This window comes from Actinospineispora acaciae DSM 45401, assembly GCF_000620785.1.
In the GTDB taxonomy this organism is placed as follows: Bacteria; Actinomycetota; Actinomycetes; order Mycobacteriales; family Pseudonocardiaceae; genus Pseudonocardia; species Pseudonocardia acaciae.
In genome coordinates this window covers 1,170,324-1,195,934 of sequence record NZ_JIAI01000002.1, presented here as the reverse complement: position 1 = coordinate 1,195,934, position 25,611 = coordinate 1,170,324, and the positions used below count along the sequence as shown (strand labels likewise).

27 protein-coding genes are annotated in these 25,611 nt (G+C 71.7%); 6 read left to right on the top strand and 21 right to left on the bottom strand.

Annotated features, from left to right (window positions below):
* The first annotated feature begins 1 nt into the window (after position 1).
* The 4 genes from N912_RS0115395 to proS are packed head-to-tail and all read left to right on the top strand — an operon-like array spanning position 2 to position 4,159.
* Positions 2-1,297, top strand: a complete 1,296-nt coding sequence (locus N912_RS0115395; protein ID WP_037064440.1) for an MFS transporter — start codon at positions 2-4, stop codon at positions 1,295-1,297.
* Positions 1,294-2,238 (top strand): polysaccharide deacetylase family protein, encoded by a 945-nt coding sequence (locus tag N912_RS52105; RefSeq protein ID WP_051580204.1) that lies wholly within the window; start codon positions 1,294-1,296, stop codon positions 2,236-2,238. The genes N912_RS0115395 and N912_RS52105 overlap by 4 nt, the downstream gene beginning before the upstream one ends.
* Entirely contained in the window at positions 2,216-2,701 is a 486-nt protein-coding gene (locus N912_RS0115385; RefSeq protein ID WP_037064438.1) for a GNAT family N-acetyltransferase, read from the top strand. Before N912_RS52105 ends, N912_RS0115385 begins: the two co-directional genes overlap by 23 nt.
* A gap of 48 nt (positions 2,702-2,749) precedes the next feature.
* Positions 2,750-4,159: a proline--tRNA ligase gene (gene proS, locus N912_RS0115380; protein WP_037064437.1), complete on the top strand. Its 1,410-nt coding sequence runs from the start codon at positions 2,750-2,752 to the stop codon at positions 4,157-4,159.
* On the opposite strand, the gene N912_RS52100 is transcribed toward proS, so the two are convergent.
* The 15 genes from N912_RS52100 to N912_RS0115305 all read right to left on the bottom strand — a co-directional run bounded on the left by N912_RS52100 (position 4,131) and on the right by N912_RS0115305 (position 17,911).
* Entirely contained in the window at positions 4,131-5,348 is a 1,218-nt protein-coding gene (locus N912_RS52100) for an MFS transporter (RefSeq protein ID WP_037064436.1), read from the bottom strand. The genes proS and N912_RS52100 overlap by 29 nt on opposite strands.
* On the bottom strand, positions 5,345-6,742 hold the full coding sequence (locus tag N912_RS0115370) for an MFS transporter (RefSeq protein ID WP_037064432.1): 1,398 nt from the start codon (positions 6,740-6,742) through the stop codon (positions 5,345-5,347). The genes N912_RS52100 and N912_RS0115370 overlap by 4 nt, the downstream gene beginning before the upstream one ends.
* Positions 6,739-7,200, bottom strand: a complete 462-nt coding sequence (locus N912_RS52095; RefSeq protein WP_051580203.1) for a dienelactone hydrolase family protein — start codon at positions 7,198-7,200, stop codon at positions 6,739-6,741. The genes N912_RS0115370 and N912_RS52095 overlap by 4 nt, the downstream gene beginning before the upstream one ends.
* The gene (locus N912_RS0115360; RefSeq protein ID WP_028923129.1) at positions 7,197-8,822 is read right to left on the bottom strand and encodes a thiamine pyrophosphate-binding protein; all 1,626 of its coding nucleotides are present in this window, start codon (positions 8,820-8,822) and stop codon (positions 7,197-7,199) included. Before N912_RS0115360 ends, N912_RS52095 begins: the two co-directional genes overlap by 4 nt.
* Positions 8,819-9,604 (bottom strand): SDR family oxidoreductase, encoded by a 786-nt coding sequence (locus N912_RS0115355; protein WP_028923128.1) that lies wholly within the window; start codon positions 9,602-9,604, stop codon positions 8,819-8,821. Before N912_RS0115355 ends, N912_RS0115360 begins: the two co-directional genes overlap by 4 nt.
* Positions 9,605-9,626: 22 nt before the next feature.
* The gene (locus N912_RS0115350; protein ID WP_028923127.1) at positions 9,627-10,373 is read right to left on the bottom strand and encodes an SDR family oxidoreductase; all 747 of its coding nucleotides are present in this window, start codon (positions 10,371-10,373) and stop codon (positions 9,627-9,629) included.
* Positions 10,370-11,131, bottom strand: a complete 762-nt coding sequence (locus tag N912_RS52090) for an alpha/beta fold hydrolase (RefSeq protein WP_245645285.1) — start codon at positions 11,129-11,131, stop codon at positions 10,370-10,372. Before N912_RS52090 ends, N912_RS0115350 begins: the two co-directional genes overlap by 4 nt.
* Positions 11,128-11,913: an aspartate dehydrogenase domain-containing protein gene (locus N912_RS0115340; protein WP_037064430.1), complete on the bottom strand. Its 786-nt coding sequence runs from the start codon at positions 11,911-11,913 to the stop codon at positions 11,128-11,130. Before N912_RS0115340 ends, N912_RS52090 begins: the two co-directional genes overlap by 4 nt.
* Complete coding sequence (locus N912_RS0115335) at positions 11,910-12,830, bottom strand: VOC family protein (RefSeq protein WP_028923125.1); 921 nt, start codon at positions 12,828-12,830, stop codon at positions 11,910-11,912. Before N912_RS0115335 ends, N912_RS0115340 begins: the two co-directional genes overlap by 4 nt.
* Positions 12,827-13,864 carry a Rieske 2Fe-2S domain-containing protein gene (locus tag N912_RS0115330; protein ID WP_211261242.1) on the bottom strand — a complete coding sequence of 346 codons (1,038 nt, stop codon included), beginning with the start codon at positions 13,862-13,864 and terminating at the stop codon, positions 12,827-12,829. The genes N912_RS0115335 and N912_RS0115330 overlap by 4 nt, the downstream gene beginning before the upstream one ends.
* A 2-nt stretch (positions 13,865-13,866) precedes the next feature.
* Complete coding sequence (locus N912_RS0115325) at positions 13,867-14,091, bottom strand: recombinase-like helix-turn-helix domain-containing protein (RefSeq protein WP_037064426.1); 225 nt, start codon at positions 14,089-14,091, stop codon at positions 13,867-13,869.
* Positions 14,092-14,113: 22 nt separating this feature from the next.
* Entirely contained in the window at positions 14,114-15,061 is a 948-nt protein-coding gene (locus N912_RS0115320) for a PDR/VanB family oxidoreductase (RefSeq protein ID WP_028923122.1), read from the bottom strand.
* Positions 15,062-15,067: 6 nt separating this feature from the next.
* Positions 15,068-15,592 (bottom strand): cupin domain-containing protein, encoded by a 525-nt coding sequence (locus N912_RS0115315; protein ID WP_211261241.1) that lies wholly within the window; start codon positions 15,590-15,592, stop codon positions 15,068-15,070.
* A gap of 173 nt (positions 15,593-15,765) precedes the next feature.
* On the bottom strand, positions 15,766-16,296 hold the full coding sequence (locus N912_RS0115310; RefSeq protein WP_028923120.1) for a MarR family winged helix-turn-helix transcriptional regulator: 531 nt from the start codon (positions 16,294-16,296) through the stop codon (positions 15,766-15,768).
* A gap of 82 nt (positions 16,297-16,378) precedes the next feature.
* Positions 16,379-17,911, bottom strand: coding sequence for an HNH endonuclease signature motif containing protein (locus N912_RS0115305; RefSeq protein ID WP_028923119.1), 1,533 nt, complete (start codon positions 17,909-17,911; stop codon positions 16,379-16,381).
* A gap of 316 nt (positions 17,912-18,227) precedes the next feature.
* Here N912_RS0115305 and N912_RS0115300 point away from each other — a divergent pair, with 316 nt between their 5' ends.
* Positions 18,228-19,052, top strand: coding sequence for a class I SAM-dependent methyltransferase (locus N912_RS0115300; RefSeq protein WP_028923118.1), 825 nt, complete (start codon positions 18,228-18,230; stop codon positions 19,050-19,052).
* Positions 19,053-19,065: 13 nt separating this feature from the next.
* Here the strand turns inward: N912_RS0115300 and N912_RS0115295 are convergent, their stop codons facing one another.
* Genes N912_RS0115295 through N912_RS52085 form a run of 4 tightly spaced genes read right to left on the bottom strand, consistent with a single transcriptional unit; the run spans position 19,066 to position 22,203 of the window.
* Positions 19,066-19,734 carry a DUF1028 domain-containing protein gene (locus N912_RS0115295; RefSeq protein WP_028923117.1) on the bottom strand — a complete coding sequence of 223 codons (669 nt, stop codon included), beginning with the start codon at positions 19,732-19,734 and terminating at the stop codon, positions 19,066-19,068.
* Entirely contained in the window at positions 19,731-20,144 is a 414-nt protein-coding gene (locus N912_RS0115290; protein WP_028923116.1) for a RidA family protein, read from the bottom strand. Before N912_RS0115290 ends, N912_RS0115295 begins: the two co-directional genes overlap by 4 nt.
* The gene (locus N912_RS0115285) at positions 20,141-21,589 is read right to left on the bottom strand and encodes a 4-hydroxyphenylacetate 3-hydroxylase family protein (RefSeq protein WP_028923115.1); all 1,449 of its coding nucleotides are present in this window, start codon (positions 21,587-21,589) and stop codon (positions 20,141-20,143) included. The genes N912_RS0115290 and N912_RS0115285 overlap by 4 nt, the downstream gene beginning before the upstream one ends.
* Positions 21,586-22,203 (bottom strand): flavin reductase family protein, encoded by a 618-nt coding sequence (locus N912_RS52085; RefSeq protein WP_051580202.1) that lies wholly within the window; start codon positions 22,201-22,203, stop codon positions 21,586-21,588. The genes N912_RS0115285 and N912_RS52085 overlap by 4 nt, the downstream gene beginning before the upstream one ends.
* Positions 22,204-22,386: 183 nt before the next feature.
* Here N912_RS52085 and N912_RS0115275 point away from each other — a divergent pair, with 183 nt between their 5' ends.
* Positions 22,387-23,823, top strand: coding sequence for a purine-cytosine permease family protein (locus N912_RS0115275; protein ID WP_028923114.1), 1,437 nt, complete (start codon positions 22,387-22,389; stop codon positions 23,821-23,823).
* Here the strand turns inward: N912_RS0115275 and N912_RS65715 are convergent.
* Entirely contained in the window at positions 23,774-24,637 is an 864-nt protein-coding gene (locus N912_RS65715; protein ID WP_245645284.1) for a DoxX family protein, read from the bottom strand. The two genes, N912_RS0115275 and N912_RS65715, sit on opposite strands and share 50 nt — an antisense overlap.
* A 45-nt stretch (positions 24,638-24,682) precedes the next feature.
* Positions 24,683-25,603 carry a LysR family transcriptional regulator gene (locus N912_RS0115260; protein ID WP_028923113.1) on the bottom strand — a complete coding sequence of 307 codons (921 nt, stop codon included), beginning with the start codon at positions 25,601-25,603 and terminating at the stop codon, positions 24,683-24,685.
* Positions 25,604-25,611: the final 8 nt, after the last annotated feature.

Genomic DNA, 25,611 nt, shown 5'->3' with positions numbered 1-25,611 from the left:
CATGTCTTCACTCGACTCCGGCGCTGTGACAGGTGCGACGGCCGCGGCGACCACCCGGCGCGCGATCCTGGCCGGCACCGTCGGCAACCTGGTGGAGTGGTTCGACTGGGGCGTCTACGGGTTCTTCGCCCCGTTCTTCGCCCACCAGTTCTTCCCCAGCGACGACGACACGGCCGCGCTGCTGTCGGTGTTCCTGGTGTTCGCGCTCGGCTTCTTCTTCCGCCCGCTGGGCGGCGCGGTGCTGGGCAGCTACTCCGACCGGCGCGGCCGCAAGGCCGGCATGGCCCTGACCATCCTGTTGATGGCCGGGTCCAGCCTGGTCATCGGGGTGCTGCCGACGTACACCGCGATCGGCCTGGCCGCGCCGGTGCTGCTGGTGCTCGCCCGGGTGCTGCAGGGGTTCTCCGCGGGCGGTGAGTTCGGCTCGTCGTCGGCGTTCATGGTGGAGAACGCGGGCGGGCGCCGGGGCGCGGTCGGCAGCTGGCAGCAGGTGTCGGTGGCGCTGGGCGGGCTGCTGGCCTCGGCGCTGGCCACCCTGCTGATCGGCGTGCTGGACAAGCCGGCGCTGGAGTCGTGGGGATGGCGAATCCCGTTCCTGGTCGGCGGGGTGCTCGGCATGGTCGGGCTGTACATGCGGACCCGGGTCGGCGAGACGGAGTCGTTCCGCGCGCTGGCCGCCGAGCGGGCCACGCTGCGCGCCCCGCTGCTGGAGGTGGTGCGGCGCTACCCGGTGCAGGCGATGCGGGTGGCCGGGATCGTGGCGGCCGGTTCGGTCACGTACTACCTGTGGCTGGTGTACATGCCCTCGTTCGCCTCGCTGGTGCACAAGGCGCCGAAGGGCGAGGCCCAGTTGGCGAACACGATCACGCTGGTGGTGTTCATCGTCGCGCTGCCGTTCTCCGGGATGCTCGCGGACCGGTGGGGTCGCAAGCCGATGCTGTTGGCGTTCGCGCTCGGCTCGGCGGTCGCGGTGGGTCCGCTGCTGCTCTCGGTGGGCTCCGGCTTCTGGTCGATCCTGCTGGTCTCGGTGATCGGCGCGCTGCTGCTGGCCGGCTACTCGGGCTGCCTGGCCGCGGTGATGGCCGAGCAGTTCCCGCCGGCGGTGCGCACCGTCGGCATCGGGCTGCCGTACGGCATCTCGGTGGCGATCTTCGGCGGGCTCACCCCCTACCTGACCACCTGGCTGGTCAAGAACGGCTGGCTGGGCTGGCTGATCGGCTACGCCATCGTGGTGTGCCTGGCCTCGGCGGCGGTGTACGCCCGGATGCCCGAGACGAAGGACGCTGAGCTGCGGTGACCTCACAGGAGCAGGAACCGTGGCAGTGGGACGAGGCGACCTGGCGCGGGCACGTGGAGCGGGTGCGCGCGGGACGGAGCCTGGCGCCGAAGTCCTGGCCGGGCGGGGCGCGGGCGGCCGTCGCGCTGTCGTTCGACAACGACCACGAGACGATCCCGCTGCGCGACGGCGAGGTCCGCCCCGGGAAGCTCTCCCAGGGTGAGTACGGCGCGCGCGTGGGCACCCCGCGCATCCTGCGACTGCTCGCCCGCTACGGCGTGCCCGCGACGTTCTTCATCCCGGCGGTGTCCGCGCTGCTGCATCCCGAGGAGATCAGGACCTGCCTGGACGGCGGGCACGAGATCGGCATGCACGGCTGGATCCACGAGCGCAACATGCTGCTGTCCCCTGAGCAGGAGCGCGACCTCGCGCTGCGGGCCGTGGACACCCTGGAGCGCCTGGGTGGGGTACGGCCGGTCGGCATCCGCACGCCGTCCTGGGACTTCTCCGACCACACCCTGCCGATCTCGCTGGAGCTCGGCCTGGACTACGACTCCTCGCTGATGGCCGACGACGAGCCGTACGAGATCCTCGCCGACGGCCGCCCCACCGGCCTGGTGGAGATCCCCGTCGAGTGGGTCCGCGACGACGCCGTCTACTTCCCGATGGACCGCTACACCGCGCTGCGCCCGTACACCTCGCCGCGCCAGGTGCTCGCCATCTGGCGCGACGAGTTCGACGCCGCGTACGCCGAGGGCGGCCTGTTCCAGCTCACCATGCACCCGCACGTGATCGGCCACCGCTCGCGGATGGCCGTGCTCGCCGAGCTGCTCGACCACATGGCCGCCCGCTCCGGCGTCTGGTTCGCCACCCACGCCGAGATCAGCTCGTACGTACGCCAGGAGTCCGGCCTCCCGCGCCGTGTTGCAGCATGGACGGATGCGCCAAGCCCGAACCAGTGACCACGCGGCCATCGTCTCCAACGTCCAGCGGTGGTGGGGTGACTCGCGCACGCCGGAACAGGCCCGCGAGCTGTCCCTGCTGCTGCCCAAGCTGTTCCTGCAGCACTTCGCGGCGACCAGCCTGGTGGTGGAGGACGACGCCGGCATCCGTGGTTTCCTGGTCGGGTTCCACTCCGCCGACCACCCGGACGAGGCGTACATCCACTTCGTCGGCGTCGACCCGGCGCTGCGCGGCCAGGGCGTGGCCCGCCGGCTGTACACGGAATTCTTCGACGCCGCCCGCCGGTCCGGCCGCTCGACGGTCCGCGCGATCACCTCACCCGCCAACACCGGCTCGATCGCATTCCACCGGGCCATGGGCTTCTCGCTCGAACCTGGCGACCACGACGTGGACGGCGTCCCGGTGCACAGCGACTACGACGGCCCGGACCAGCCCCGGGTGTCCTTCGTGATCACCCTGTAGGCGAAACCCGGACGCGGTCGGGAGCGCCCGTCAGTACGATCGCGCGCCATGGCAACCCCACGCCGAGTGCTCACCCCGAGGGGAGACGACTTCCCCCGTTGGTACCAGGAAGTCCTGGACAAGGCGCAGCTCGCGGACAACGGCCCCGTGCGCGGCACCATGGTGATCCGACCGTACGGCTACTCGCTGTGGGAGCGCATCCAGTCCGAGATCGACACGCGGATCAAGCGGGCCGGCGCCGAGAACGTCTACCTGCCGCTGTTCATCCCGGAGGACCACCTCAAGCGCGAGGCCGAGCACGTCGAGGGGTTCAGCCCGGAGCTGGCGGTGGTCACGCACGCGGGCGGCAAGGAGCTGACCGAGCCGATCGTGGTCCGCCCGACCAGCGAGACGATCTTCGGTGAGCTGATGGCCAAATGGGTCCAGAGCCACCGTGACCTCCCGCTGCTGCTCAACCAGTGGTCCAACGTGGTGCGCTGGGAGATGCGGCCCCGGCTGTTCCTGCGCACCAGCGAGTTCCTCTGGCAGGAGGGCCACACCGCGCACGCCACCCAACAGGACGCCGCCGCCTACGCGCGCCGCATCCACCTGGACGTCTACCTCGACTTCCTCCGCTCGGTGCTGGCGCTGCCGGTCCTGGTCGGCGTCAAGACCGCCCGTGAACGCTTCGCGGGCGCGATCAACACGCTGACCTGCGAGGCCATGATGGGTGACGGCAAGGCCCTGCAGATCGCGACCAGCCACGAGCTGGGCCAGAACTTCGCGAAGGCGTTCGACATGACCTTCAGCGACGCCGAGGGACGGCACCAGCCGTGCTGGACCACGTCGTGGGGCAGCAGCACCCGGATCGTCGGCGGCCTGATCATGGGCCACGGCGACGACAACGGCCTGCGCGTCCCGCCGAGGCTGGCCCCGATCCAGGTCGTCGTGATCGCCGTGAAGGACGACCCCGCCGTCCTCGCCGCCGCCCGCGACCAGCTCGACCATTTGGACCGCGCCGGCGTGCGGGCGCGCCTGGACGACGCCGTGGGCAGGGGCTTCGGCCGCCGGGTCACCGACTGGGAGCTCAAGGGCGTGCCGCTGCGCATGGAGATCGGCCCGCGAGACGTCGAGTCCGGCACCGTCACCATCGCCCGACGCGACACCGGTGAGCGCATTCCCACCGACGCCGCCGCCGACACCGTTCCGAAGCTGCTCGAGACGATGCAGGACGACATGCTGGCCTCGGCGGAGAACCAACTCGCCGGCAGGACCGTGCACACCGAGTCCATCGAGGAGGCCCGCGAGGCCGCGCAGTCCGGGTTCGCCCGAATCCCGTGGCGCATCCTGGGCCTGGACGGCGAGCGATCCCTCGCCACCGCCGCGATCACCGTCCGCTGCCTGCAGACCGCCGACGGCCGGATCCCGGACGACACGGCGGCCGATGACGTCATGGCGGTGGTTGGCCGTAGCTACTGACCGGTGACGACCGGAGCAGCGCGCAGGCGCCGACCAATGTGACCGCCTGGGTGGCCGCGAGCAGCGTGTACCCGGCGGCGAAGCCGTGCGCGCCGCCGGCCGCGATCACCACGCCCATCAGCGTGGGCAGCGCGGCGGCCACCAGGTTGCCCACGCCGTTGATCACTCCGTACGTACTGCCGACCGCCTCCGGCCGCGCGTACTGCTGCACCAGCGTCGGGATCGCCGGGCCCTGCAGCCCCCAGAACCCGTTCGCCAGGATCAGCCCGGCCGCGGCCAGCCACCGGGAGTCGGCCAGCACCACCGCCGTGACACAGGCCGCCGTGCCCACCGCCCCGACCACCAGCACCGCCGGCACCCGGGCCGGCGCCAGCCTGTCGATCACGTAGCCGCCGAGGAAGCCCGAGCCCAAACTGACCAGGAACGGCAGCGCGGACAGCACCCCCATCTGGGCCAGCGAGAAGTGCCGCTCCTGCAGCAGGTAGGACGGCAGCCACGAGCTGCTCCCCCACAGGTAGCCCAGGGTGGCGACCTCGACCAGCAGGATCCAGCCCAGCCGGGGCGTGCGCAGCGCGGCCACGAACCGGTCGCGCGCCGGGCGCCGCTGGCTCCGGCGGGCGGTGGTACGGACGAACAGCATCACCAGCGGCACCCCGACCAGCACGTTCAGCGCCGCGAGCAGCAGGAACGAGCCGTGCCAGCCGAACAGGTACAGCGCGAACGTGACGACCGGCAGCCCGACGGCGGTGCCCAGCGACACGCCCATCGAGGTCACCGCGTTCGGCTTGCCCAGCTCGCCCTCGGCGAAGTGCTCCCTGACGTACATGGTCTTGAGCGAGAACAGCGGCCCCTCGCCCGCGCCCAGCAGCGCCCGCAGCGCGAGCAGCATCACCGCGCCCAGCGCGAACGGCGAGAGCACGGTGAACAGCGCCCACATCGCGAGGCTGACCAGCAGGCCCCGGCGCACCCCCAGCGCCGCCTCGTACCACGGCGTGACGAGCAGCGCGGACACCCCGTAGCCGACCAGGAACAGGGTCATCAGCGCACCCTGCGCGGCCCGGTCGCCGGTGATGCCGAAGTGGCCGGTGAACGCCGGATCGGTGATCAGCACCGAGACGTTCATCCGGTCCAGGTACGAGATGGCGACGACGACGAGCAGGGTGACGACGCCGAGCCAGCGCGCCGTCACGCCGAGATCTCTTCCAACCGGCGCCCAGCGGTCTCCTCACCGGCCAGCGCGATCGCGCCGGAGACGATCCCGACCGCGCCGAGCACCGCGAACACCACCGCCGGCGCCGCCCCGGCCGAGACCAGCGCGCCCACCACGACCGGGCCGAGGATCACGCCGAGCCGGTTCCACGCGCCGCCCAGGCTCGACCCGAGCGCCCGGATCCGGGTCGGGTACAGCTCCGAGGTGTACAGGTACAGGCAGATGTTCGCGGCGAACACGAACCCGGCGGACAGCGTGCTCCACAGCGCGACCGACCCGCCGCCGGTGGCGCCCAGCGCGGCCAGCACGAGCAGCAGCAGCCCGCCGACGCCGAGGCCGAGCACCAGGCTGGTGCGCCGCCCGATCCGGTCCACCACCAGCGCCACCACCACGCAGCCGAGGAAGCCGACCAGGCTGGTCAGCAGCGTGTAGTTCAGCGCGGTGCCGATCGGCACGTGGTAGAGCGAGGTGTACAGGGTGGGCAGCCACGCGGTGAGCCCGTAGTTGACGAAGTAGCCGCCGAACCACAGCACCGAGACCACCGCGGTGCGCCGCAGGTAGCGCCGCCCGACCAGCTCGGCGACCCGCCCGGGCGGCTCGGTCTTCTGGGCCTGGGCGGCGGCCGGCGACACCTCGGCGTCGGGCAGCGGGCCGCCGCACGCCCGCGACACCGCCCGCTCGATGCCGGCCATCGCGGTCTCGGCGCGCTCGGTCAGCCCGCGCGAGGCCAGCCAGCGCGGCGACTCGGGCACGAACCTGATGACCGGGAACGCCAGCACCGCCGGGACCGCGCCGATGAGGTACAGCGCGCGCCACCCGAATGCCGGCACCACCACCGAGGCGATGACGGCCGCCGCGGTGAGCCCCGCCGGGAACGCCAGCTCGTAGAGCAGCACGAACCGTCCCCTGCCTCGTGCCCTGGACAGCTCGCTGATCAGCGCGGCGGCCACCGGCACCTCACCGCCGATGCCCAGCCCCTGCACGAACCGCAGCACCGTGAACAGCTCGAAGTTGGGGCAGGCCACCAGCGCCAGGCTGGCCAGCGCGGTCAGCAGCATGGCCACCACGACGACCCTGGTCCGCCCGATCCGGTCGGCCAGCCCGCCGCAGGCCAGCGCGCCCAGCAGCATGCCCACCGAGCCGGCCGTCACGCCGAGGGTGAGCTGCGCCCCGGTCAGCGACCACTCGGTCTTGATCAACGGCAGGGTGTAGGCGACCAGCAGCTGGTCGAAGCCCTCGAAGAAGGTCACGGTGCCCAACAGCAGCCGCAGGTTGCGCTGCCAGCTCGTGGCGGGCAGCCGCTCCAGGCGGGCGGCGATGGTGGCGGTCGCGCCTCTCGACGGCGGCGACGGCGGCGACGGTGCTGCTGTCATGATCGCTCCTCGGCCGGCGACCGGCCAGGTGTGGTGGTGGGTTCGGGGGTGACCGACACGGCGGCCGCGATCGGGTGGTGCGCGGCCGTCCAGCGGGCCAGGTGGACGCCGGTGCCGAAGCCGTGCGCGGAGATCTGGTCCGCGCCCAGCCCGCGCCGCCCGACCAGGTAGTCGAGCGCGGCGGTGGCGTCCTCGTGCAGCGACTCGGTGGTCAGTTCGGGTGCGGCGGCCGGGTCCGGGTACTCCCGGCCGCCGGTCTCGTAGTAGTGGAACGGCGCCACCGCGAGCCGGCCGTCCAGCGCCAGGTCACGGCAGTACGCCTCGACGTCCTCGGTGAGGCCGGCCGCGTCGTGCAGCACGATCGCGCCGCCCCGGACCGGCCCGGCGGGCTCCACCACGAACAGCGGCGCGGCGGTGCGCAGGATCCGGCGCCGGCGGTTGGCCGGTCCGTGCGTCATCTCGGGACGTTCACCGGCGGCACGAACGGTGCCGGCAGCGGGCCGAGGGCGGTCACGTCGACCTCCAGGATGGATGGCCCGCGCTCGGCCAGCGCCTTGTCCAGGGCGTCGGCGAACCGCTCCGGCGCGCGGACCAACTGGTGCGGCAGGCCGAGCGCGGCGGCGAGCCCGCCGAAGTCGGGGGTGTGCAGGTCCACCCCGGCGCGCCGGCCGACGTGCGCGTCCTGCATGTTGCGCAGCACGCCGTAGCCGCCGTCGTTGAACACCAGCACGGTCAGCCAGGGCCGCTCCTGGGCGAGCGTGGCCAGCTCACCCAGGTGCACGGTCAGCCCGCCGTCGCCGGCCATCACCAGCGTCGGGACACCCGGCCGGGCGGTGGCCGCGCCGATGCCCATCGCGAGCCCCTGCCCGATGCCGCCGCCGACGGCGAACACGTTGGTCTCCGGCCGGTAGATCTCCAGCAGCCGGTTGCCCCACATGCTGGACGGGATGGTCACGTCCCGCACGATCGGCGACTCCGCGGGCAGCAGCTCGCGGATGGCCCGGCAGATCGGCAGGTATGGGCCGATGTCGGCGCCGAGCCTGGCCCGCACACCCGCGCGGGCCGCCGAGACCCGTTCCCGCCAGTCAGAATCGGTCGCCGGGCCGGGAAGCGAACCTAGCACCGCCCGCATCACCTCAGACGCCTCGCCGACGACGCCGACGGTGGCCGGATACACCCGGCCCAGGGCGGCGGGGTCGATGTCGATCTGCACCTGCCGCTCGGGCAGCCGCAGGCCGTAGTGCCGCGTCTCGGTGGACCGGAAGTGGGTGCCGATCGCGACCAACAGGTCGGCGGCCGCGATCAGGTCGGCGGCGGCCGGGTTGGCGGCGAAGTTGCCGATCACCAGCGGATGGTCCTCCGGGACGCCGCCCCGGCCGGAGTTGCTGGTCAGCACGCCCGCGCCGGCCCACTCCGCCAGCGCCCGCACCCACTCGCCGGCCGCCACGGCGCCGCCGCCGGCCCAGATCAACGGCCGCCGCGCACTGGAGATCAACTCCACCGCCGCCGCGACCGAGGCCGGGTCCGCGGGGACAGAGCGGTCCGACTCCATGGCCTCCAAGCCCTCATCCAACGTCTGCTCCGCGTACTGCAGGTCGATCGGCCACTCCACGCTCGCCGGCCCGTACGGCAGGCTCAGCGCGCGGGCGGCCGCCGCCCGCAACACCCCGCCCGCGCCCGCCACCGAGCCGACCGAGGCGGCGTGCTTGGACACCGAGGCGAGCATGCCGAGCTGGTCCCTGGCCTCGTGGATCACGCCCCGGCCGGCGCCGACGAACGCCGAGTCGATCTGGCCGGTCACGTGCAGCACCCTGCTGCCCGCCGCCTGCGCCTCCACCAGCGACCCGGCCGCGTTGCCCGCCCCGGTGCCGGTGCTGGTGATCGCCACGCCGAGCCCGCCACCGACCCTGGCGTAGCCGTCGGCGGCGTTCACGGCGGCCGCCTCGTGGCGGACCGGGACGAACCGCAGCTCCCGGTCGACAGCGCCGACCAGCGGCAGGTTGTGGATGCTGACCACGCCGAACGCCGTGTCGACGCCGTGCTCCCTCATCACATGGACGAGCAGGTCACCGCCGTTCATACGTACCTCCCCACTCCGCCGCCGACATCGACGGTCGCGCCCGTGACGTACGAGGCGCGCGGCGAGAGCAGCGCCACGATCGGGTACGCCACCTCCTCGGCGCGCCCCAGCCGTCCCATCGCCACGCCCCGGTCGGCGGCCAGCTCCGCCGCCCACTCCGGGTAGTCCCGATCCGGCGCCAGCTCGTCGTGGCGCCGCCGCCACTGGCCGGTGTCGATCAGGCCGAGGCACACCGAGTTGACCCGGATGCCGTCGCCGGCCAGCTCGGCCGCGAGGGTGGCGCTCAGGTTGAGCAGCGCGGCCCTGGCCGCCGAGGTGGCGGCCAGCCGCGCCTCGGGCTGGCGGGCCAGGATCGCGTTGACGTTCACCACCGCGGCGGCGTCCGACTTGCGCAGCCACGGCAGCGCCGCCCGCACCGGGCGCAGCACGCCGAACAGCTTCAGCTCCAGCTCGTCGTGCCACTGCTGATCGTCCGTGTCCGACCAGCGGGCCAGCAGCGAGCGGCCGGCGTTGTTCACCACCCCGTCCAGGCCGCCGAACCCGGCCACCGCCTCGGCCACGAACCGCTCCACCTGGCCCGCGTCCCGCACGTCCGCGGCCACCGTCACGGCCCGCTCTGAAGCCCCGGGCAGCGCCGACACCCGCGTCCGCAGCCGGTCCAGGTCGCGGGCGCAGGCGGCCACCCGCGCGCCCTCGGCCAGCAGCATGGCCGTGGTGGCCAGGCCGACGCCGGAGCTGGCGCCGGTCACCAGGTAGTTGCGCCCGGCCAGTCCGAGATCCATCCGTACCTCCTCAGTGGCACGCTCAGCGGCAGACGAACCCGCCGTCGACCAGCAGGGTCTGGCCGGTGATGTAGCCCGCTCGCTCGGACAGCAGGAACGTCACCGCGCCTGTCACGTCGTCGGGCTGTTGTGGCCGCTCCAGGGCACGGTTACGGCGGTACAGCTCGTGGCGCTCGGCCGGGATGCGCTCCGCCGCCTCGCCCTCGGTCAACCCGGGCGCCACCGCGTTCACGGTGACGCCGTCGCGGCCGGCGTCCCTGGCCATCGCCCTGGTCATGGCCACCACGGCCCCCTTGGACGTGACGTAGTGCGCCAGCCGGGGCGAGCCGTAGAACGCCGCGTCCGAGGCCAGGTTCACGATCCGTCCGTGGGCGGCGGCCAGCTGGGGGTAGAGCGCCGCGGCCACCAGCCACGGCCCGCGCACGTTGACCGCCATGACCCGGTCCCAGTCCTCCACCGGGATCTCGTGGAACCACCGCCCGCCCACGCCGTCGGCCAGCGCAGCGTTGTTGACCAGCGCGTACGCCGGCCCGATCGCGGCCACCGCGTCGGCCAGCGCGCGCACCGAGCCCGGGTCGGAAACGTCGGCGTCCACCCGATGGGCCTCGATGCCGTGCTCGGTCAGCTCGGCCACGGCGGCCCGAGCACGGTCGGGGGCGCGCTCGGCCACCACGACCCGCGCTCCCTCGGCGCCGACGGCGTGCGCGATGGCCAGGCCCAGCCCGCGCCCGGCCCCGGTCACCACCACTGTCCGGCCGGCGAGCGTCATGCCGCCACCCCCACCCGGCCGAAGAACTCCAGCAGCAGCCGGTTGAACGCCTCCGGCCGCTCCTGGTTTGCGGCATGGCCGGCCGCCGCGATCACCTCCAGCCGCGCGCCCGGAATGCCCTCGGCCAGCCGCCGGGCCTCCGCGACCCCGGTGACCTGGTCCTGCTCCCCGACCACCACCAGCGTCGGGGCCTGGACCCGGCCCAGCAGTCCGGTGTGATCGGTGGCCGCCATGGACTCCGCGGCGAACCGGTACCCCGGAAGCCGCACCCCCGACATGATCTTGATGACGCCGTCCAGCACCGCCGGGTCGGCGTCCGGGGCGACCAGGCGTGGGGCGCGGCGGCGAGCGAACTCCTCGGCGCCGAGCCTGGCCAGCTCGTCCGCCCTGGCCAGCATCGCGGCCGCGCCGTCCGCCGTCCGCCCGGACCCCCGGGTGCTGTCCGCCAGCGTCAACGACCTGACCACGCCAGGGTGCTCGACGGCCAGCCGGGTCGCGATCACCCCGCCCCAGGACACCCCCACCACGTGCGCCGGCTCGTCCAGCAGCGATGCAGCGGCCCGCGCATACCCGGACATCCCGGGTGCTGCCCCCGAGTCGGCCGACGCCCCATAGCCGGGGGCGTCCCAGGCCAGCACCCGGTGTGCCGCCGCGAACGCGCCGAGCTGCGCCCGGAACGACACGTGCGAGCCCCCGATGCCGTGCAGCAACAGCACCGGCGTCCCGCCCTCGCCGGCCCGGTGCACGAACACGCTCACCGGAACACCATGGTTCGCCCGGCCAGCGCCTCGATGGCGTGCAGCACCGCGAACGGCACCACCGCGCTGCTCGCCGGGTTGCGCTCCGACGGCCGGTTGCGGATCTCGAACCGGTAGTCGCCCGCGGTCCCGTGCGCCTCGATGACGTGCGAGGTGCGCTCGACGGACGGGTCGGCGACGACCACCGCCTCCACCGCGTCCCAGTCCCGCGCCGCGAACGCCACCGCCGCCGCCACGTTGGCCGACCGGGGAAACGCCCGGGTGACCTTCCGCGCCGGACCGCGCATCAGCTCCAGAGGCTCCGTCGCCTCCCGCAACCGCCGCGCCAGCCCCGCATCCATCCACGGCTGGACCAGGCTTGCGGCGGCCTTCGTCGTCGTGATGCGCACCTGACCGAACCCACCCATCCGGGCCGAGGCGGCCAGCAGGTCCAGCCCACCGATCGCGCCAGCGCACAGGTGCACCCGACCCGGCGCGGGCGCGACCAGGGCCTCGAACACCGCGTCGTCGGCGAGCGCGCCCATCGACACCACCAGCAGGTCCCGGCCCGCGCCGACCGCCCGGGCACCCACCTCGGCCAGCGCCCGCTGGCCCGCGCACTCGGCGACCAGGTCGGCCCGCTCGACCGCCTCGTCCAGGCCGAGCACCGCCAACCCGTCCGCGCCCGACGCCGGATCCCGGCGCACCACGCCCGCCAGCTCCGCCCCCGGCACCTCGCCCCTGGCCAGCGCGTGCGCCACCGGCGCGCCGATGCCGCCGAACCCGAGCACCGCCACCCTCATGACGCCGACCGTTGGAGATGCCCGGGGTCGGGCACGCCGGCCATGTGCGTGCGCACGTCCCGCGACGGCGGGCCGGCGGTGCCCCACAGGTCGGACAGCTCGGGCGTGCGCCGCCACACCCGGCACAGCCAGGCGTCCTCGTCCACCTGCGCCACCTCGGAGGTGTACTCGCAGACCAGCCCGGCCGGGTCGGCGAAGTAGGAGAACGTGTTGCTGCCCGGCCCGTGCCGGCCCGGCCCCCACAGCGGCAGCTGGCCGTGGTGGCGCAGCCGCCCGATGCCGCGCATGAAGTGGTCGATCGAGGTCATCTCGTAGGCTACGTGGTTGACCGACGTCCACTCGGCCGCGTTGAACGCGATCACGTGGTGGTCGGTGTTGCAGCGCAGGAACGCCATCTGGTGCTCCGACCAGTCCGAGATCCGCATCCCGAGCACTCCGGTGTAGAACTCGCACGCCGCGTCGATGTCGACGGTGTTGAGCACCACGTGCGCGAGCTTGCGCGGGATGGCCGCGTGCCCGTCCGGGTCCCGGGGGACCACCGCCTCCAGGTCCGCCGACAGCTCGACCAGCCGTCCCTCGGGGTCGATCAGCCGAAGCCCGTACCCCCCACCGACCTGGTCCAACGGCCCCGGCTCGGTCAACAGCGGCACCCCGAGCGCCCCGAGCCGCCGGCCCGCCTCGTCCACCTCCCGAGGGCTCCCCACCGCGAACGCGATCTTGCCGAGGCCGTTGCTGGCGCCCGGGCGCAGCTCCAGGATGTGGTGCTCGGCGCCGGTGCCGCGCAGCCAGGCGGCGCCGCCGTCGGCCTCCACCCGCTCCAGCCCCCACACCTCGGCGTAGAACTCCGCCGCGTCCGTGGCGGCCGGCGAGCACAGCGTCACCGACCGAATGGCCCGCAACCGGGCGACCGGCGTCATCGGGACACCGCCGCGACCGGGGCTTCCGCCGGCCGCTCGGCGCTCAGCTGCTTCTGAGCGGCCGACCGAAGCAGCCGGCGCAGCCGCACCAGGGCGATGTCATGCTGGTAGAGGTTCTCCCGCCGGTGCGCGTCCAGCGGCATCGCCTCCAACATCACCCGGTCCTGTTCGAGCACCGCCCAGTGCCGCTCCTCCAGCCGTGCCCGGTACAGGAACCGCCAACTGTCCCGCTCCCACCCGCTGACCTTGCGGCACCGCCAGAAGAACGCCGCATGCTGGCGCTCGTTGATCGGGGTCACGGTAGCCGCGATGGCGAACGGACCGCCCGGACCCGCCGTCGCCGGGTACGGGATCTCCAGCCCGACCCACTGCAGCCCGGTGTCCGCCCACTCCGACCAGTCGAAGTTGACCCCGCGCTGGTCGGTCTTCTCGAACACGAACCCCCGCTCGGTCTCCCGGATCTGGAACACCGCCTCCCGCTTGCCGCTGAACATCGTGTGCGAGTTGCGGTGCAGGAACGCGCCGTGCATCGGGTCCATCAGGTTGTCCAGCGAGTACAGCCAGGGCGCGTCCCACTCCACGTAGCACAGGAAGTGCCCCCACTCACCGCCCGAGATCGTCTCCGGCAGCCGCAACGGCTCCGGCTGCGTGTCCTCCCCGCTCCCGAGCCAGGCGAAGATCGCGTCGGCGTGCTCCTCGGCCGGGAAGGTCCGCAGCGCCCGCCGGCCCTCCAGCGCGCATCCCGGGCTGCCCGGCACCGAGACCACCACCCCCGAGGCGTCGACCTGCACGCCGTGGTAGTTGCACGCCACCCGGTCGCCCATGTGCACGCCCATCGACAGCCGCGCCCCCCGGTGCGGACAGCGGTCCTCCTGCACGTGCACCGTGCCGGCGGCGTCGCGCCAGAGCAGCAGCTCCTCGCCGGCCCGCTCGATGCGGACCAGCTCCCCGGTGGGCACCCGGCTCGACGGGCACAGCGCGTACCACCTGTCCCGCAGCCCCAGCGCGACCCGGCCCTCGACCGTGTCCAGCATGTTCATCCCTCCCCCGCCAGCCGAGCCAGCTCGGCGCACAGGCTCTCCGCCGACCAGTCCGCGCCCCCGGCCGGCCGTACCCCCGTCTCGTTCAGCGCGGCGACCAGTCCGTCCAGGTCGTGCACGCCGCGCCCGTAGATCGCCTCCAGCTCGTCGGCGAAGGCATGCTCGTAGCTGGTCAGCGGCCTGGTTCGGGCCTGGTACGGCTCCAGCCGCAAGGCAGTCATGACTCTCCTCAGGTGGTGGTGATCAGGAAAGATCCAGTAGGAGTTCGGGAGAGCGGCACCGGGAGACGCACAGCAGCATGGTCTGCCCGGACCGCTTCTCCTCGTCGGAGAGCAACAGGTCGCGGTGGTCGGGCTCGCCGGCCAGCACCTTGGTCTCGCAGGTGCCGCAGATGCCCTCCCGGCAGGAGCTGGGCACCTCGACCCCGGCTCCGGCCAGCGCGTCCAGGATCGACACCCCGGCCGCCACCCTGGCCCGCACGCCCGAGCCGGCGCAGACCACGTCGAACTCCGGTTCCGCGTCCGCCGCCAGCGGCGCCGGCGCGTCGGCCCGGAACCGCTCGACGCTCAGCGGCACGGACTCCGGCAGCCGGTCCGCGACCGCCGCGAGCAGCCCCTCCGGCCCACAGCAGTACACGTGCGTGCCCGTGGGCAGCTCGCCGAGTACCGCATCCAGGTCCGGCGGCCCGCCGTGCTCGTCATCGCAGTGCACGGCCAGCGCATCCCCGGCCAGCTCGCGCAGCTCCGGCAGGTAGGCCATCCCGGAGCGCTCGCGCCCGCAGTACAGCATCGACCACGCCGCGCCGGCCGACGCCAGCTCGCGGGCCATCGCCAGGATCGGCGTGACCCCGATGCCGCCCGCCACCAGCAGGTACCGCCCGGCGGGCCGCAACGGGAAGTTGTTGCGCGGCCCGTCCACCGCCAGCAGCTCGCCCACACCCAACCGTTCGTGCACATACGAGCTGCCGCCCCGCGAGGCCGGCTCGCGCAGCACCGCCACCGTCCACTCCGCCCGGTCGGCCGGATCGCCGCACAGCGAGTAGTCCCGCCCGACGCCGTTCGGCAGCATGACGGTGACGTGCGCACCCGGCTCCCATCCCGGCAGCTCGCCCCCGGCCGGATCGCGGAACCGCAGCTCCCGCACGCCCTCGGCCAGCCAGGTCTGCCGAACCAGTCGCAGGGTGCGCGCCATCGTCGGCTACCTGGTCACGCCGTGCATCGGCGAGGTCGGCGGGTACGTCGGCAGCTGCGGTCGCTGCGCGCCGATCACCACGCAGAACAGCGCGTCCGTATCCCCCACGTTGCGCAGGCTGCGCGGCACCCCGGCCGGCACCCGAATCAGGTCGCGGTAGCCGAGGGTCCGGCTGGCCGTCCTGGTGCCGTCCTCGACGTCGTGCACCGTCACCTCGAGGGTGCCCTCCAGCACGAAGAACACCTCCTCCACGTCATGGTGGGTGTGCTCCGGCCCGATGGCGCCGGCCGGCAACCGCATGTTGGAGAACGTGAAGTGCTCCGAGGGCAGAATCCGGCTGTCACTCTCGTGGTTGCCGGTCGCCCCCGAGCCGATGTATCGGATCTGCGCCCGCCGGAACTCGTCACCGGCCTTGGCCTGGAACGCGAGCGTGTCCCAGTCCTCGTTGCGGCTGTCCTTGCTGGCGATACAAGAGTCGATCAACGCTTCGAGATCGGCACTGTGCTGGGCGACGGTCACGGTGACCCCCATCGTCGGGTAGATGTCTTAGCGCTCAGATAGTTTGCGTACGAGGTTTGTAACAACCCCCACGCGCCTTGGCAACACGAGACCACCGACGTGGCCCGCGTCACTCACCCCGAGCCAGCCACCTGACCTGCAACGACCCGAATCCTGAGACCCAACAAAGAATCTTGGTACGGCCCCTACTCGCTGATCTTGGCCAGCTCCAGGGACAGCTCCACCCGGCTCAACAACCGCGCCAGCTCCCGCTGCTCGGCCTCGGACAGGCCCTCCAGCATCCGCCGCTCGTTGCGAAAATGGTCCTCGACCACCGCGTCGATCACCGCCAGCCCGGCCGGGGTGAGCCTGACGTGCACCACCCGCCCGTCGTCCGGGTCACCCTCCCTGGTCACCAGGCCGGCCGCCTCCAGCCGCTTGACCCGCAGCGTGATCCCGCCGGTGGTGACCAGCGTCTGCTGCGCGAGCTCTCCCGCGGTCCTGCGGAACGGCGGCCCGCTGCGCCGCAGCGCCGACAGCACGTCGAACGCCGCCATGTTGATCCCGTGCTTCTCGAACACCGGCACGATCTGGTCGAGGTACCGGTAGAAGCTGCGGTGCAGCCGCCCGAACACCGCCATCGCCGACACGTCCACATCCGGCCGCACCAACCGCCACTGCTCCATCAGCTGGTCCACGGCATCGCGGACCGGCAGGTCCGAATCGTGGGCCGCCACGGCACGCTCCCATCCCGGTCGCCGACAAACGCCACCTTATCGACCAGCACCGTTCACCCGCCGGAGCCGGCCGCGCGGCTGATCAGAACGGCGGCGGGTCGTCGTCCCCGTTCTCGGGCTCGGGTAGCGGGAGGATGACTGGGTCACCTCGGGTCCGGTGGACCTGGCCGAGCGGACTGATCCAGATGAACGTTCCGGGCTGTGGTTGTCGAAGTATCCAGCCTCCCTTGGTCTTGAGATCATGATCGTGGTCGCAGACGTGGCCGCCGTTGCTCCGGACGGTGGCCCCGCCGTGGCGGTAGTCGCGGGTGTGGTCGAACTCTGATCGGGTGGCCGGCCGCCGGCAGCCAGGACCCCGGCAGGTGCGGTCGCGGACCTGGGTGTCTCGGCGCAGAGGCTCGGTGGGTAGCCGCCGGCCCGGTCGGCCGTCGAGTGTGGGTTCCCGTTCTGGCCAGTCGGCGAGCTGCTTGGCGATGTCTGTGATCACGCCCGCCCACGCGGCGGGTGGGTCGCCGGCAAGCTCGTGGAGCAAGGTCGCGGGGACGTGCAGCTCGACGACCCCGCCATCGCTTTCCTTGCGGACACCCACCGGCCGCCGCCGGGTGATGCCGGCACACACCAGGTGGCCGTCCGCGTCGGTAACCGCGAAGCGCCATTCGGCCCCGCGCTGGCGGCCGACAACGCGCCGGGCGACGTCGGCGGTGACGGGTCCCCAGCCGGGGATCTCCCCGGGATGGTCGTCGTGACCGAGCAGCGTGCCCAGCTCCACGCGAACTTCGATGCCGGTGCGCACCGGAGGAACGCTCGCGGCCGTGTCGACGAGCAGGCTGACGATCTGTTCGCGGTTGAGCTTGTCGAAGCGGCCATCGAGCAGTCCCAGGAAGACGTCCGCGCGGATCTGGTCGAGCCTGCCCGGATGCCCGGCACGCTTGGCGGCGCGGGCGAGCCGATCGATGCGTTCACAGGCCGCGGCGGCCTCATCGGGCGGGAGCCGATCGGCGGTGATCACGGCGGTGCCGTCCGGGTTGAGGCAACCGACGACACCGCGCTCGGCCACTGCCTTCTCGTACTGCTTGCGGGCATATCGCGGGTCGATGGCGATGACCATGCGCGCCAGCCGGGCGCGGAGCTGCCCCGTGGTCAACCCGCCGGCCTTGGGCAGCAGGGCACGGCAGATCAGTTCGATGTGCGCGGCAGGCAGGTCGGACAGGTGGTCGTAGAAAGCGCGGGCCTTGGGCCGGTCGATCTCCCCGTGGTCCAGCGCCGTCCACACCGCAGGCAACTGGATGGTCAACACCTCGGCGAAGTCGTGCTCGGCCTCGGCGGCGCGCCGAGTCCAGGCCAACGCCAGCCGGGTTTCGTCCGCGCCGTACCGAGCCGGCGCACTCAGCCGCGCCACCTCGTGCAGCTCACTGTCCGGATCGCGGCGGCCAACCTCAGCGACCACCGCCAGGAACCGCGCGTCGACCTGCGCACGGAGCCGCGACCACGCTCGCAGAACAGTGATGATCTCGCCGTTGGATGCCTGCGCCGGGTCGATTGTGGCAAGGGCAGCGGCCAGCTCGGGACCCGGCGGAAGCCCCGCCAACCCCGTCGTGACCTGCCCGTTTGCCATACCCAAGACGCTAGCCGAGCCCACCGACAATTCCAGGCGACCACCGCGACAAGCTGACGTGTTTTAAACTGCGGCAGTGCTGGGCACGTCGCCTGCCCTCCCGGACTGTCTCCAAGACTCGGGTGCCTAGGGAAGCCAGACCCAGTGTGGTCATCTGGCTGTGGTCCCGTCTAAAGACGGGACAACCCCACCCAACGTGCCCAGCCGCCACTGGGGACGGCACCAAGCAACCTACAAATTCAGGTCGTCGGAAATCGCGCCAGCGATTTTCGAACGAAACAAATAACGGCACGCACCCCGCACGACATGAGGAAACATGCAAACCTGGAACTGGGATCCCAGTCTCTACGCCGGCAGCGCACCCTTCTACACCCAAGGACGAGTGCCCTATCCGTCAGCCCTCACGACGACGATAACGACAGCACTAAACCTGAACGGCACGGGACGACTACTGGACATCGGATGCGGCCCCGGCTCCCTGACCCTCCCCCTGGCCCCAATGTTTGCCGACGTCATCGGACTAGACCCCGACGCCGACATGCTCCACGCCGCCGCAGCCGAAGCCACCCGTCAAGGTATCGACAACGTGCAATGGCGCCAACTACGCGCCGAAGATCTCCCAGCCGATCTTCCACCACCCACGGTGATCAGCTTCGCGCAGTCCTTCCACTGGACGGACCGCCCCCGGGTCGCCGCCACCGCCCGACGGATGCTGCCCGAGACCGGCGCCGTCGTACACGTCCATGCAACGACACACCAAGGCATCGACACCACCGAACCGCTGCCACACCCACAACCACCACGCGCCGCCATCACGGCTCTCATCCACCGCTACCTGGGCACGATCCGCCGCGCCGGACAACGCACGTTGCCGAACGGCACCGCCAGTGGCGAAGAAGAGATCTACCGGGCCGCCGGTTTCCGGGATCCGCAACGCATCGAACTACCAGCAAGGATCGTAGAACGCACCCCAGAGCAGGTTCGCGCCTCGGTGTACTCCCTGTCCAGCTCGGCACCACACCTGTTCGGAACGCGACTCGACGCCTTCGACGCCCAGCTACGCGAGCTTCTGCACCAAGCCGCCCCCGCCGGCCTGTTCAGCGAACGGCTCCGCGAGATCGCCGTCGAGATCTGGCAGTGACGTCGGACCGACCTCACCGGTCCCCGGGCACACCGTAGGACGGCGCCGACGCCGGGTTCAGCCCACGGGTGACGTAGTCGTCGCGCTGCGGCAGCCACAGCTCGACCAGGTCCGCGAGCGAACCGATCGGGTCGTCGTGCCAGTCCACCCGCAGGTCCGTCACCCGCCACGGCACCTCGTCGACCACCGCAAGGCCCGCCGAACGCACCGGCCCCGCCTCGCCGCCGGCGGCCAGCCCCGCCCGCAACGCCACCATAAGCCGAGACTCCAGCTCACCGGAGGAGTCCTCGAACGCCCGCACCATCGCCTCGGGCACGCCCGCGGACGCCAGCAGGTTCCCGGCCGCCACCGACGATTCCCCCGACGAGCCCGCGTGCACCCCGAGCGTCCGCGAGCCGCTGAAATGCGCCGACCGCCCCGACTTGTCGATCACCGTGAGCTGCCGGTAGTCCGCCTCGGCGCACTCGGACACCACCGACTCCAACGCCGCCACCGCGTCCGACCCCGAAGCCAACGCGTCGAGCACCGCTCCCCCGAGGCGAGGGTCGGTGATGTTCTGCGACCCCGCACCGCCCACGCCCGCGCGCAGATGAATACACCGCGCCGCCACCGCAGGGCTGGACGAGCTCACCGCCATGCCGAACCGACCCCGACCGTCCGTACCCAGTATCGAGAACGTCACGCCGGGATCACCGCAATCGCGTCCACCTCGACCAGCCACTCCGGCCGAGCCAACGCCGAGACCACCAGCCCGGTAGAGATGGGATACACCCCCCGCGTCCAGCGCCCAATCGTCCGGTACACCGGCTCACGGTAACGCGGGTCGACGATGTAGATCGTCAGCTTGACCAGGTGCTCCAGCTTGCTCCCCGCCTCCGACAGCAACTGCTCGATGTTGGCCATCGCCCGCTCGGCCTGCGCGGCAGGGTCGCCGATGCCGACCGACTCGCTGGTCTCCAGGTCCTGCCCGACCTGCCCACGCACATAGACGGTGTCGTTCGCGACCACCACCTGGCACAGGTCGTTGTCCAGCTTCTGCTCCGGGTAGGTGTCGCGGGTGTTGAACTTCCGCAGTCTCTTATGGACGGTCACTTGACGTTCTCCGACAGGTCGGCGGCCGAGCGCACCATGTCCAGCGGCCCCGACCAGTCGAAGTTGCGGTACACGGCGGCGAGGTGCGCGAACGGTGGGGACTGCGCGAACAGCTGGAACGTCAGCCTATGCCCGGCGTAGTCGGAGTTGAGCAGGTCGCGGGCGAAGGCGAGCAGCTTGCGCCGGTCGTCGGCCACCCAACTGTCGTTGATCGTGTAGTACTTCTCCAACCACGGGGCGGTGTCGGCGTTCTCGAAGCTGGCCACGTCCGGCGTGATGCAGATCTGCCCGCCGCACAGCTCCCTGGCCAGGTGCATCATGGCCGGCAGTTGGGTGGTGGCCAGCACCCGGCCGGTGTAGAGCAGCGACTGCTCGGGCATCAGCAACCCACCCGGGCTGCGCTGGCCCATCGCGATGGCGGCGGTGAGGTGGGCGTTGATGCCTTCTCGGTAGCAGGCGAGCTGGGCGAGCTTCTCCTGCACGGCCTGCTGGCGCTCCAGGCCGGTCTGCTTCACGTTCCACAGCGCGGCGCCGATCATCAGGTCGGCCAGCCGCAGGTTGCGCTGGGTGAACGGCAGCGCGGAGTAGCGGTGCAGGGTGGCCCGGATGAACGTGGCCGCGCGGGTGTGCCGGTAGAACAGCACGTTCTCCCAGGGGATCTCCACGTCGTCGAAGACCACCAGGGTGTCCATCTCGTCGACCCGGTTGGACAGCGGGTAGTCCGCCGCGCTGCCCCGGCCGGCGAACCCGGTGCGGCACAGGTACTTCAGGCCGAGGGCGTCCATGTCCAGGATGAACCCGACGGCGTAGTCGGACAGCTCGGCGTCGCCCCAGTTGGCGATGGTGGGCTTGGCGAACGCCTGGTTCGCGTACGCGGCGGCGGTCTCGTACTTGGCGCCGCGCACCACGATGCCGCTGTCGGTCTCCCGGACCACGTGCAGGAGCATGTCCGGGTCCTGGTCCTGCGGGCGCTTGGACCGGTCGCCCTTCGGGTCGGTGTTGGCCGAGACGTGGAACGGGTCCTCGCGCACGGACCGGGCGATGTGCCGGCGGATGTTCTCGGCGAACTGGGGGTCCACCTCGTTGAGCACGTCCTGGCCGTCGTAGAGCGACCACATCTCGCCGACGGTCTCGTCGCCGACCCGGGTGACCACGCCGCGCGCCTCGTCCAGCACGGCGTCGATGGCCGCCCGCTTGTCGATCCAGTCCTGCTGGGTGCGCGGCAGCTTGCAGGACACGCTGTTCCGCTCGCCCGTCTCAGAGTCCACATAGGACATGGTGTCCCGGGTGGCCGCCTCGTGCGCCATGTCGTAGATGCGGGCGCGGATGTTCACGATCGGCGCGAACATCGGGTGCGTGGTCACGTCCTTGACCCGCTCGCCGTCGACCCAGATCTCCCGGCCGGCGCCGAGCGAGTCGCGGTAGTCCTGTCCGGTGCGGATCATGAAGGGTCCTCCGTGGCGGGTGTGGGGCGGACGGCGGGGTTGCCGTACCGGTTGTCCGGGTGGGCGTCCGGGAACTCGGGGAAGTACGAGGGCGCGACGGGGTGCGCCCGCGCGTAGGAACGGTCGACGTAGACCAGCGGTGCGCCGGTCGAGGCCACGATGTCGTGGACCGCGCCCAGGTACACCAGGTGGCTGCCGGCCTCGACGACAGAGTGCACGGCGCAGTCGAAGGCGGCCAGCGCGTCGACCAGGCGCGGCGAGCCGGAGCGCGCCGGCTCCCAGTCGCCGCAGGTGAAGTCCCAGCGTTCCTTGCCCGGCCACGGACGGCCGGCGAACGTGTCGGCGACGTGGTCGTGCCTGGTCGCCAGCATGCTGACGCAGAACGAGCGGCTGCGGGCGATGGCGGCGTTGACGGGGCTGCGGCGGTGGATGCAGACCAGCACCAGCGGCGGCTCGGCGGACACCGAGCACATCGAGCTGACCGTCTGCGCCACCCGCCGGCCGCCGTCGCTGGCGCCGACCACCATCACCCCGGTGGCCGCCCGCCCCATCGCCTGGACGAACGCCTCGCGCAACCCCTCGCCGATGTCCGTGGGGGCCAAGTCGTGCGACATCGTCCCAGCGTGAGCGGCCGGCCACATATCCGTCAAACAGATGTTTTCGCTAGTTTGCATCAACTGCACAGATAACTAGGTCATCACTGAAACAGATGGCCTTGGTCGGAAACATCTATTTGACCGGGTTTGTGGCGGCCGCCCAGCATGACTCGCACATCCGGCAAGGAGAGCAGGTCCCCCATGGCCGTGGAACCCGGCGCCCCCGCGCTCATCGAGAAGCACACCATCGGCTTCGTGCCCGAGAACGAACGGCACGGCAGGGTGCGCGACCTGTTCACCCTGTGGTTCGGCACGAACATCGCGCCGCTGCCGATCGTGACCGGCGCCGCCGGCGTGCTCGTCTACCACCTGAGCTTCGGCTGGGCGCTGTCCGCGATCATCGTCGGCCACCTGGTCGGCGGGGTGTTCATGGCGCTGCACTCCGCGCAGGGGCCGCAGATGGGCATCCCGCAGATGATCCAGAGCCGGGGCCAGTTCGGCTCGGTGGGCGCGCTGCTGGTCGTGGTCATCGCCGCCGTGATGTACCTGGGCTTCTTCGCGTCCAACATCGTGCTGGCCGGGCAGTCGCTGCACGGCATCGCGGGCGCGGTGCCGGTGCCGGTCGGGGTGGTGATCGGGGCGGTCGGCTCCGGGGTCATCTGCGTGATCGGGTACCGCTTCATCCACATTCTGAACCGCATCGGCACCTGGGTGCTCGGCGTCGGCATCCTGGCGGCGTTCGCCTGGATCATCGTCGGCGGGGTGCCGGCCGACTTCTGGACCAGGGGCGGGTTCAGCGTCGCCGGCTGGCTGGCCACCGTGTCGCTGGCCGCGCTGTGGCAGATCGCGTTCGCCCCGTACGTGTCCGACTACTCCCGGTACCTGCCCGCGAACGTCGGCGTGATGCGCTCGTTCTGGGCGACCTACCTGGGCTGCACGCTCGGTTCGATCCTGCCGTTCATGCTGGGTGCGGTGGTGGCGCTGGCCGCGCCGGCGGACACCGAGACCATGCAGGCCGTCCGCGACGTCACCGGCTCGCTCGGGTCGGTCATGCTGCTGCTGTTTCTGCTCAGCGTGATCAGCCACAACGCGCTGAACCTCTACGGCGCGGTGCTCGCCGTGATCACCTGCATCCAGACCTACGTGCAGCGCTGGATTCCCACCGCGCGCACCCGCACCGGCCTGTCGGTGATCGTCATCGTGGTGACCACCGCGGTCGCGATCGCCGCGTCCAAGAACTTCCTGAGCCTGTTCGTCAACCTGGTGCTGGCGCTGCTGGTGGTGCTGGTGCCGTGGACGGCGATCAACCTGATCGACTTCTACGCGATCCACAAGGGGAACTACCACATCGACTCGATCTTCCGGCACGACGGCGGCATCTACGGCCGGTTCAACAGGGACGCCATGGTGGCCTACGTGCTGGGCATCGCCGTGCAGATCCCGTTCATGAACACGCCGATCTACGTCGGGCCCATCTCGCAGTACCTCAGCGGCGCGGACCTGTCCTGGATCGTCAGCCTGGTGGTGACCTCGCCGCTGTACTACCTGCTCGCCCGTCGCACCGTCGGCCGTGGCGGACGGGTCGCTCCTACCGAGCCCGCTCAGCCCGTGAGCTCGCGAACGCTACCGCCGCGATGATGTGAGAGCGGCGCCCCCACGCGAGGAGAACGAGACCGGCGAAGAGCGCGGCGGTGAGGAACAGCGGGCCGCCGGTGACGATGACGTTTGTCGCGGTCGCGCCCGCCATCACGCCCGCCAAGCCCAACGCGGCCGGGCCGGACAAGCGCGGGACCAGCAGCCCGACCACGCCCGCGAGCTCCAGCGAGCCCACCAGGTAGCGAAACCACTGCCCCAGTCCGAGGGCATCGAACGTCGCCACGGTCGTCGCGGCTCCGGACAGCTTCAGAATGGCGGACACCGTGAGGAAAGCGGCCACCACGAGTTGCAGCGACCACAGGAGGTCGTTCCTCACCTCCGCCCCGTCGGCGGTCGATGCGGTCGGCGTGACCCAGACCAGCGCGACCAGCAGCAGGACGAACGCGAGCACGGCGGTCGCGGTCCTGATGCCGTGGTAGCTGTCCCACCGTTGCAGTAGTTCGAGGTGGCCGGCCGGCGGCGCAAACACCGGCCATGTCCTGATCCGATCGTTGATCGGCACGTTGCCGAACCGGGTCACGAGCAGGCTGGTAAGTGCCATCGCCGAGGCCGCCGAGGCCACCGTGCGATGCCAGCCGCGAGAGAGCACCGCGAGCGTGAGGCACGCGATGATCGCGGTGATCATCAGGGTTTGCATGACCGGCGCGTTGACCATCATGAGCACCGTCCGAAAGCGCAGATGGACATCGATCGGCACGTACTGGTAGGCCGGCACGACCGTGACCCAGCCGTAGAAGAACGCTCCGGCCAACAGCCCGGTGCACAGCAGCGCGACTCCGCGCACCAGTCGGTTCACCCTCAATGAGGTCATGCCCGGAGACCTTATATGTAGGCTGTCTTCTTATCGACGGGAATTCGCGTACATCGAGCGGCAGATCCGGCTGAACTCCTGGGCCTTGCGGGTCAGCCGGGAGCCGCGCATCCAGGCCAGCACGATCTCCAAGGGCTCCACCTCGTCGCGCAGCCGCAGCGCCACGATGCGCGCCCCGTCGTAGGTCTGGTCGTGCACCGGGCGCTGGTTGAGCAGCGCGAAGCCGTGCCCGTGCGCCACCAGCGCGCGGACGGTCTCGTAGCCGGCGGTGCGATGCCGGATCACCGGCTCCACCCCGGCGCCGCGCAGCACGGACTCCAGGTAGCTCGCGCTGTGCGGCAGGTCGAGCAGCACCATCGGCTCGCCGTCGAACTCGGCCAGCGAGACCTCGGGCGGGGTGCGCGTGGCGAGCGGGTGGTCGCCGGAGACCAGCGCGTACGGCGGCACGGCGTCGACGGCGACGTGCTCGATGTCCTCGTCCAGGTCGTAGCCGTACATGAGCGCGAGCTCGCACTCCCCCGTGCGCAGCGCCCGCTTGAGCAGCGCGTGCTCGCCCTCGACCATGGTGACCCGCACGTCCGGGAACCGCCCGTGGTACGCCGCGAGCAGGCTGGGCAACCGGAACGGCGCCAGCGTGATGAAGCAGCCCACCGCGAGGTCCCCGACCAGCGCGTGGCCCGCCCGCCTTGCCGACTCGGCCAGCTCGCCGGAGTGCAGCAGGAACCCGCGCAGCTCCTGGTAGAAGCCCCGGCCCGCCTCGGTGAGGGTCAGCCCCCGGGCGTGATGGCGCAGCAACAGCTGAACCCCGAGCTCCTTCTCCAGCTGCGCCACCGCCGTGGACACCGCCGACTGGGAGACCATCAGCGCGCGGGAGGCCGCCGTCATGCTGCCGTGCTCGGCCGCCGCCGCGAAGTACCGCAGCTGCACCAGGGTGAAAGACGGCTCTGCCACGCGGTCAA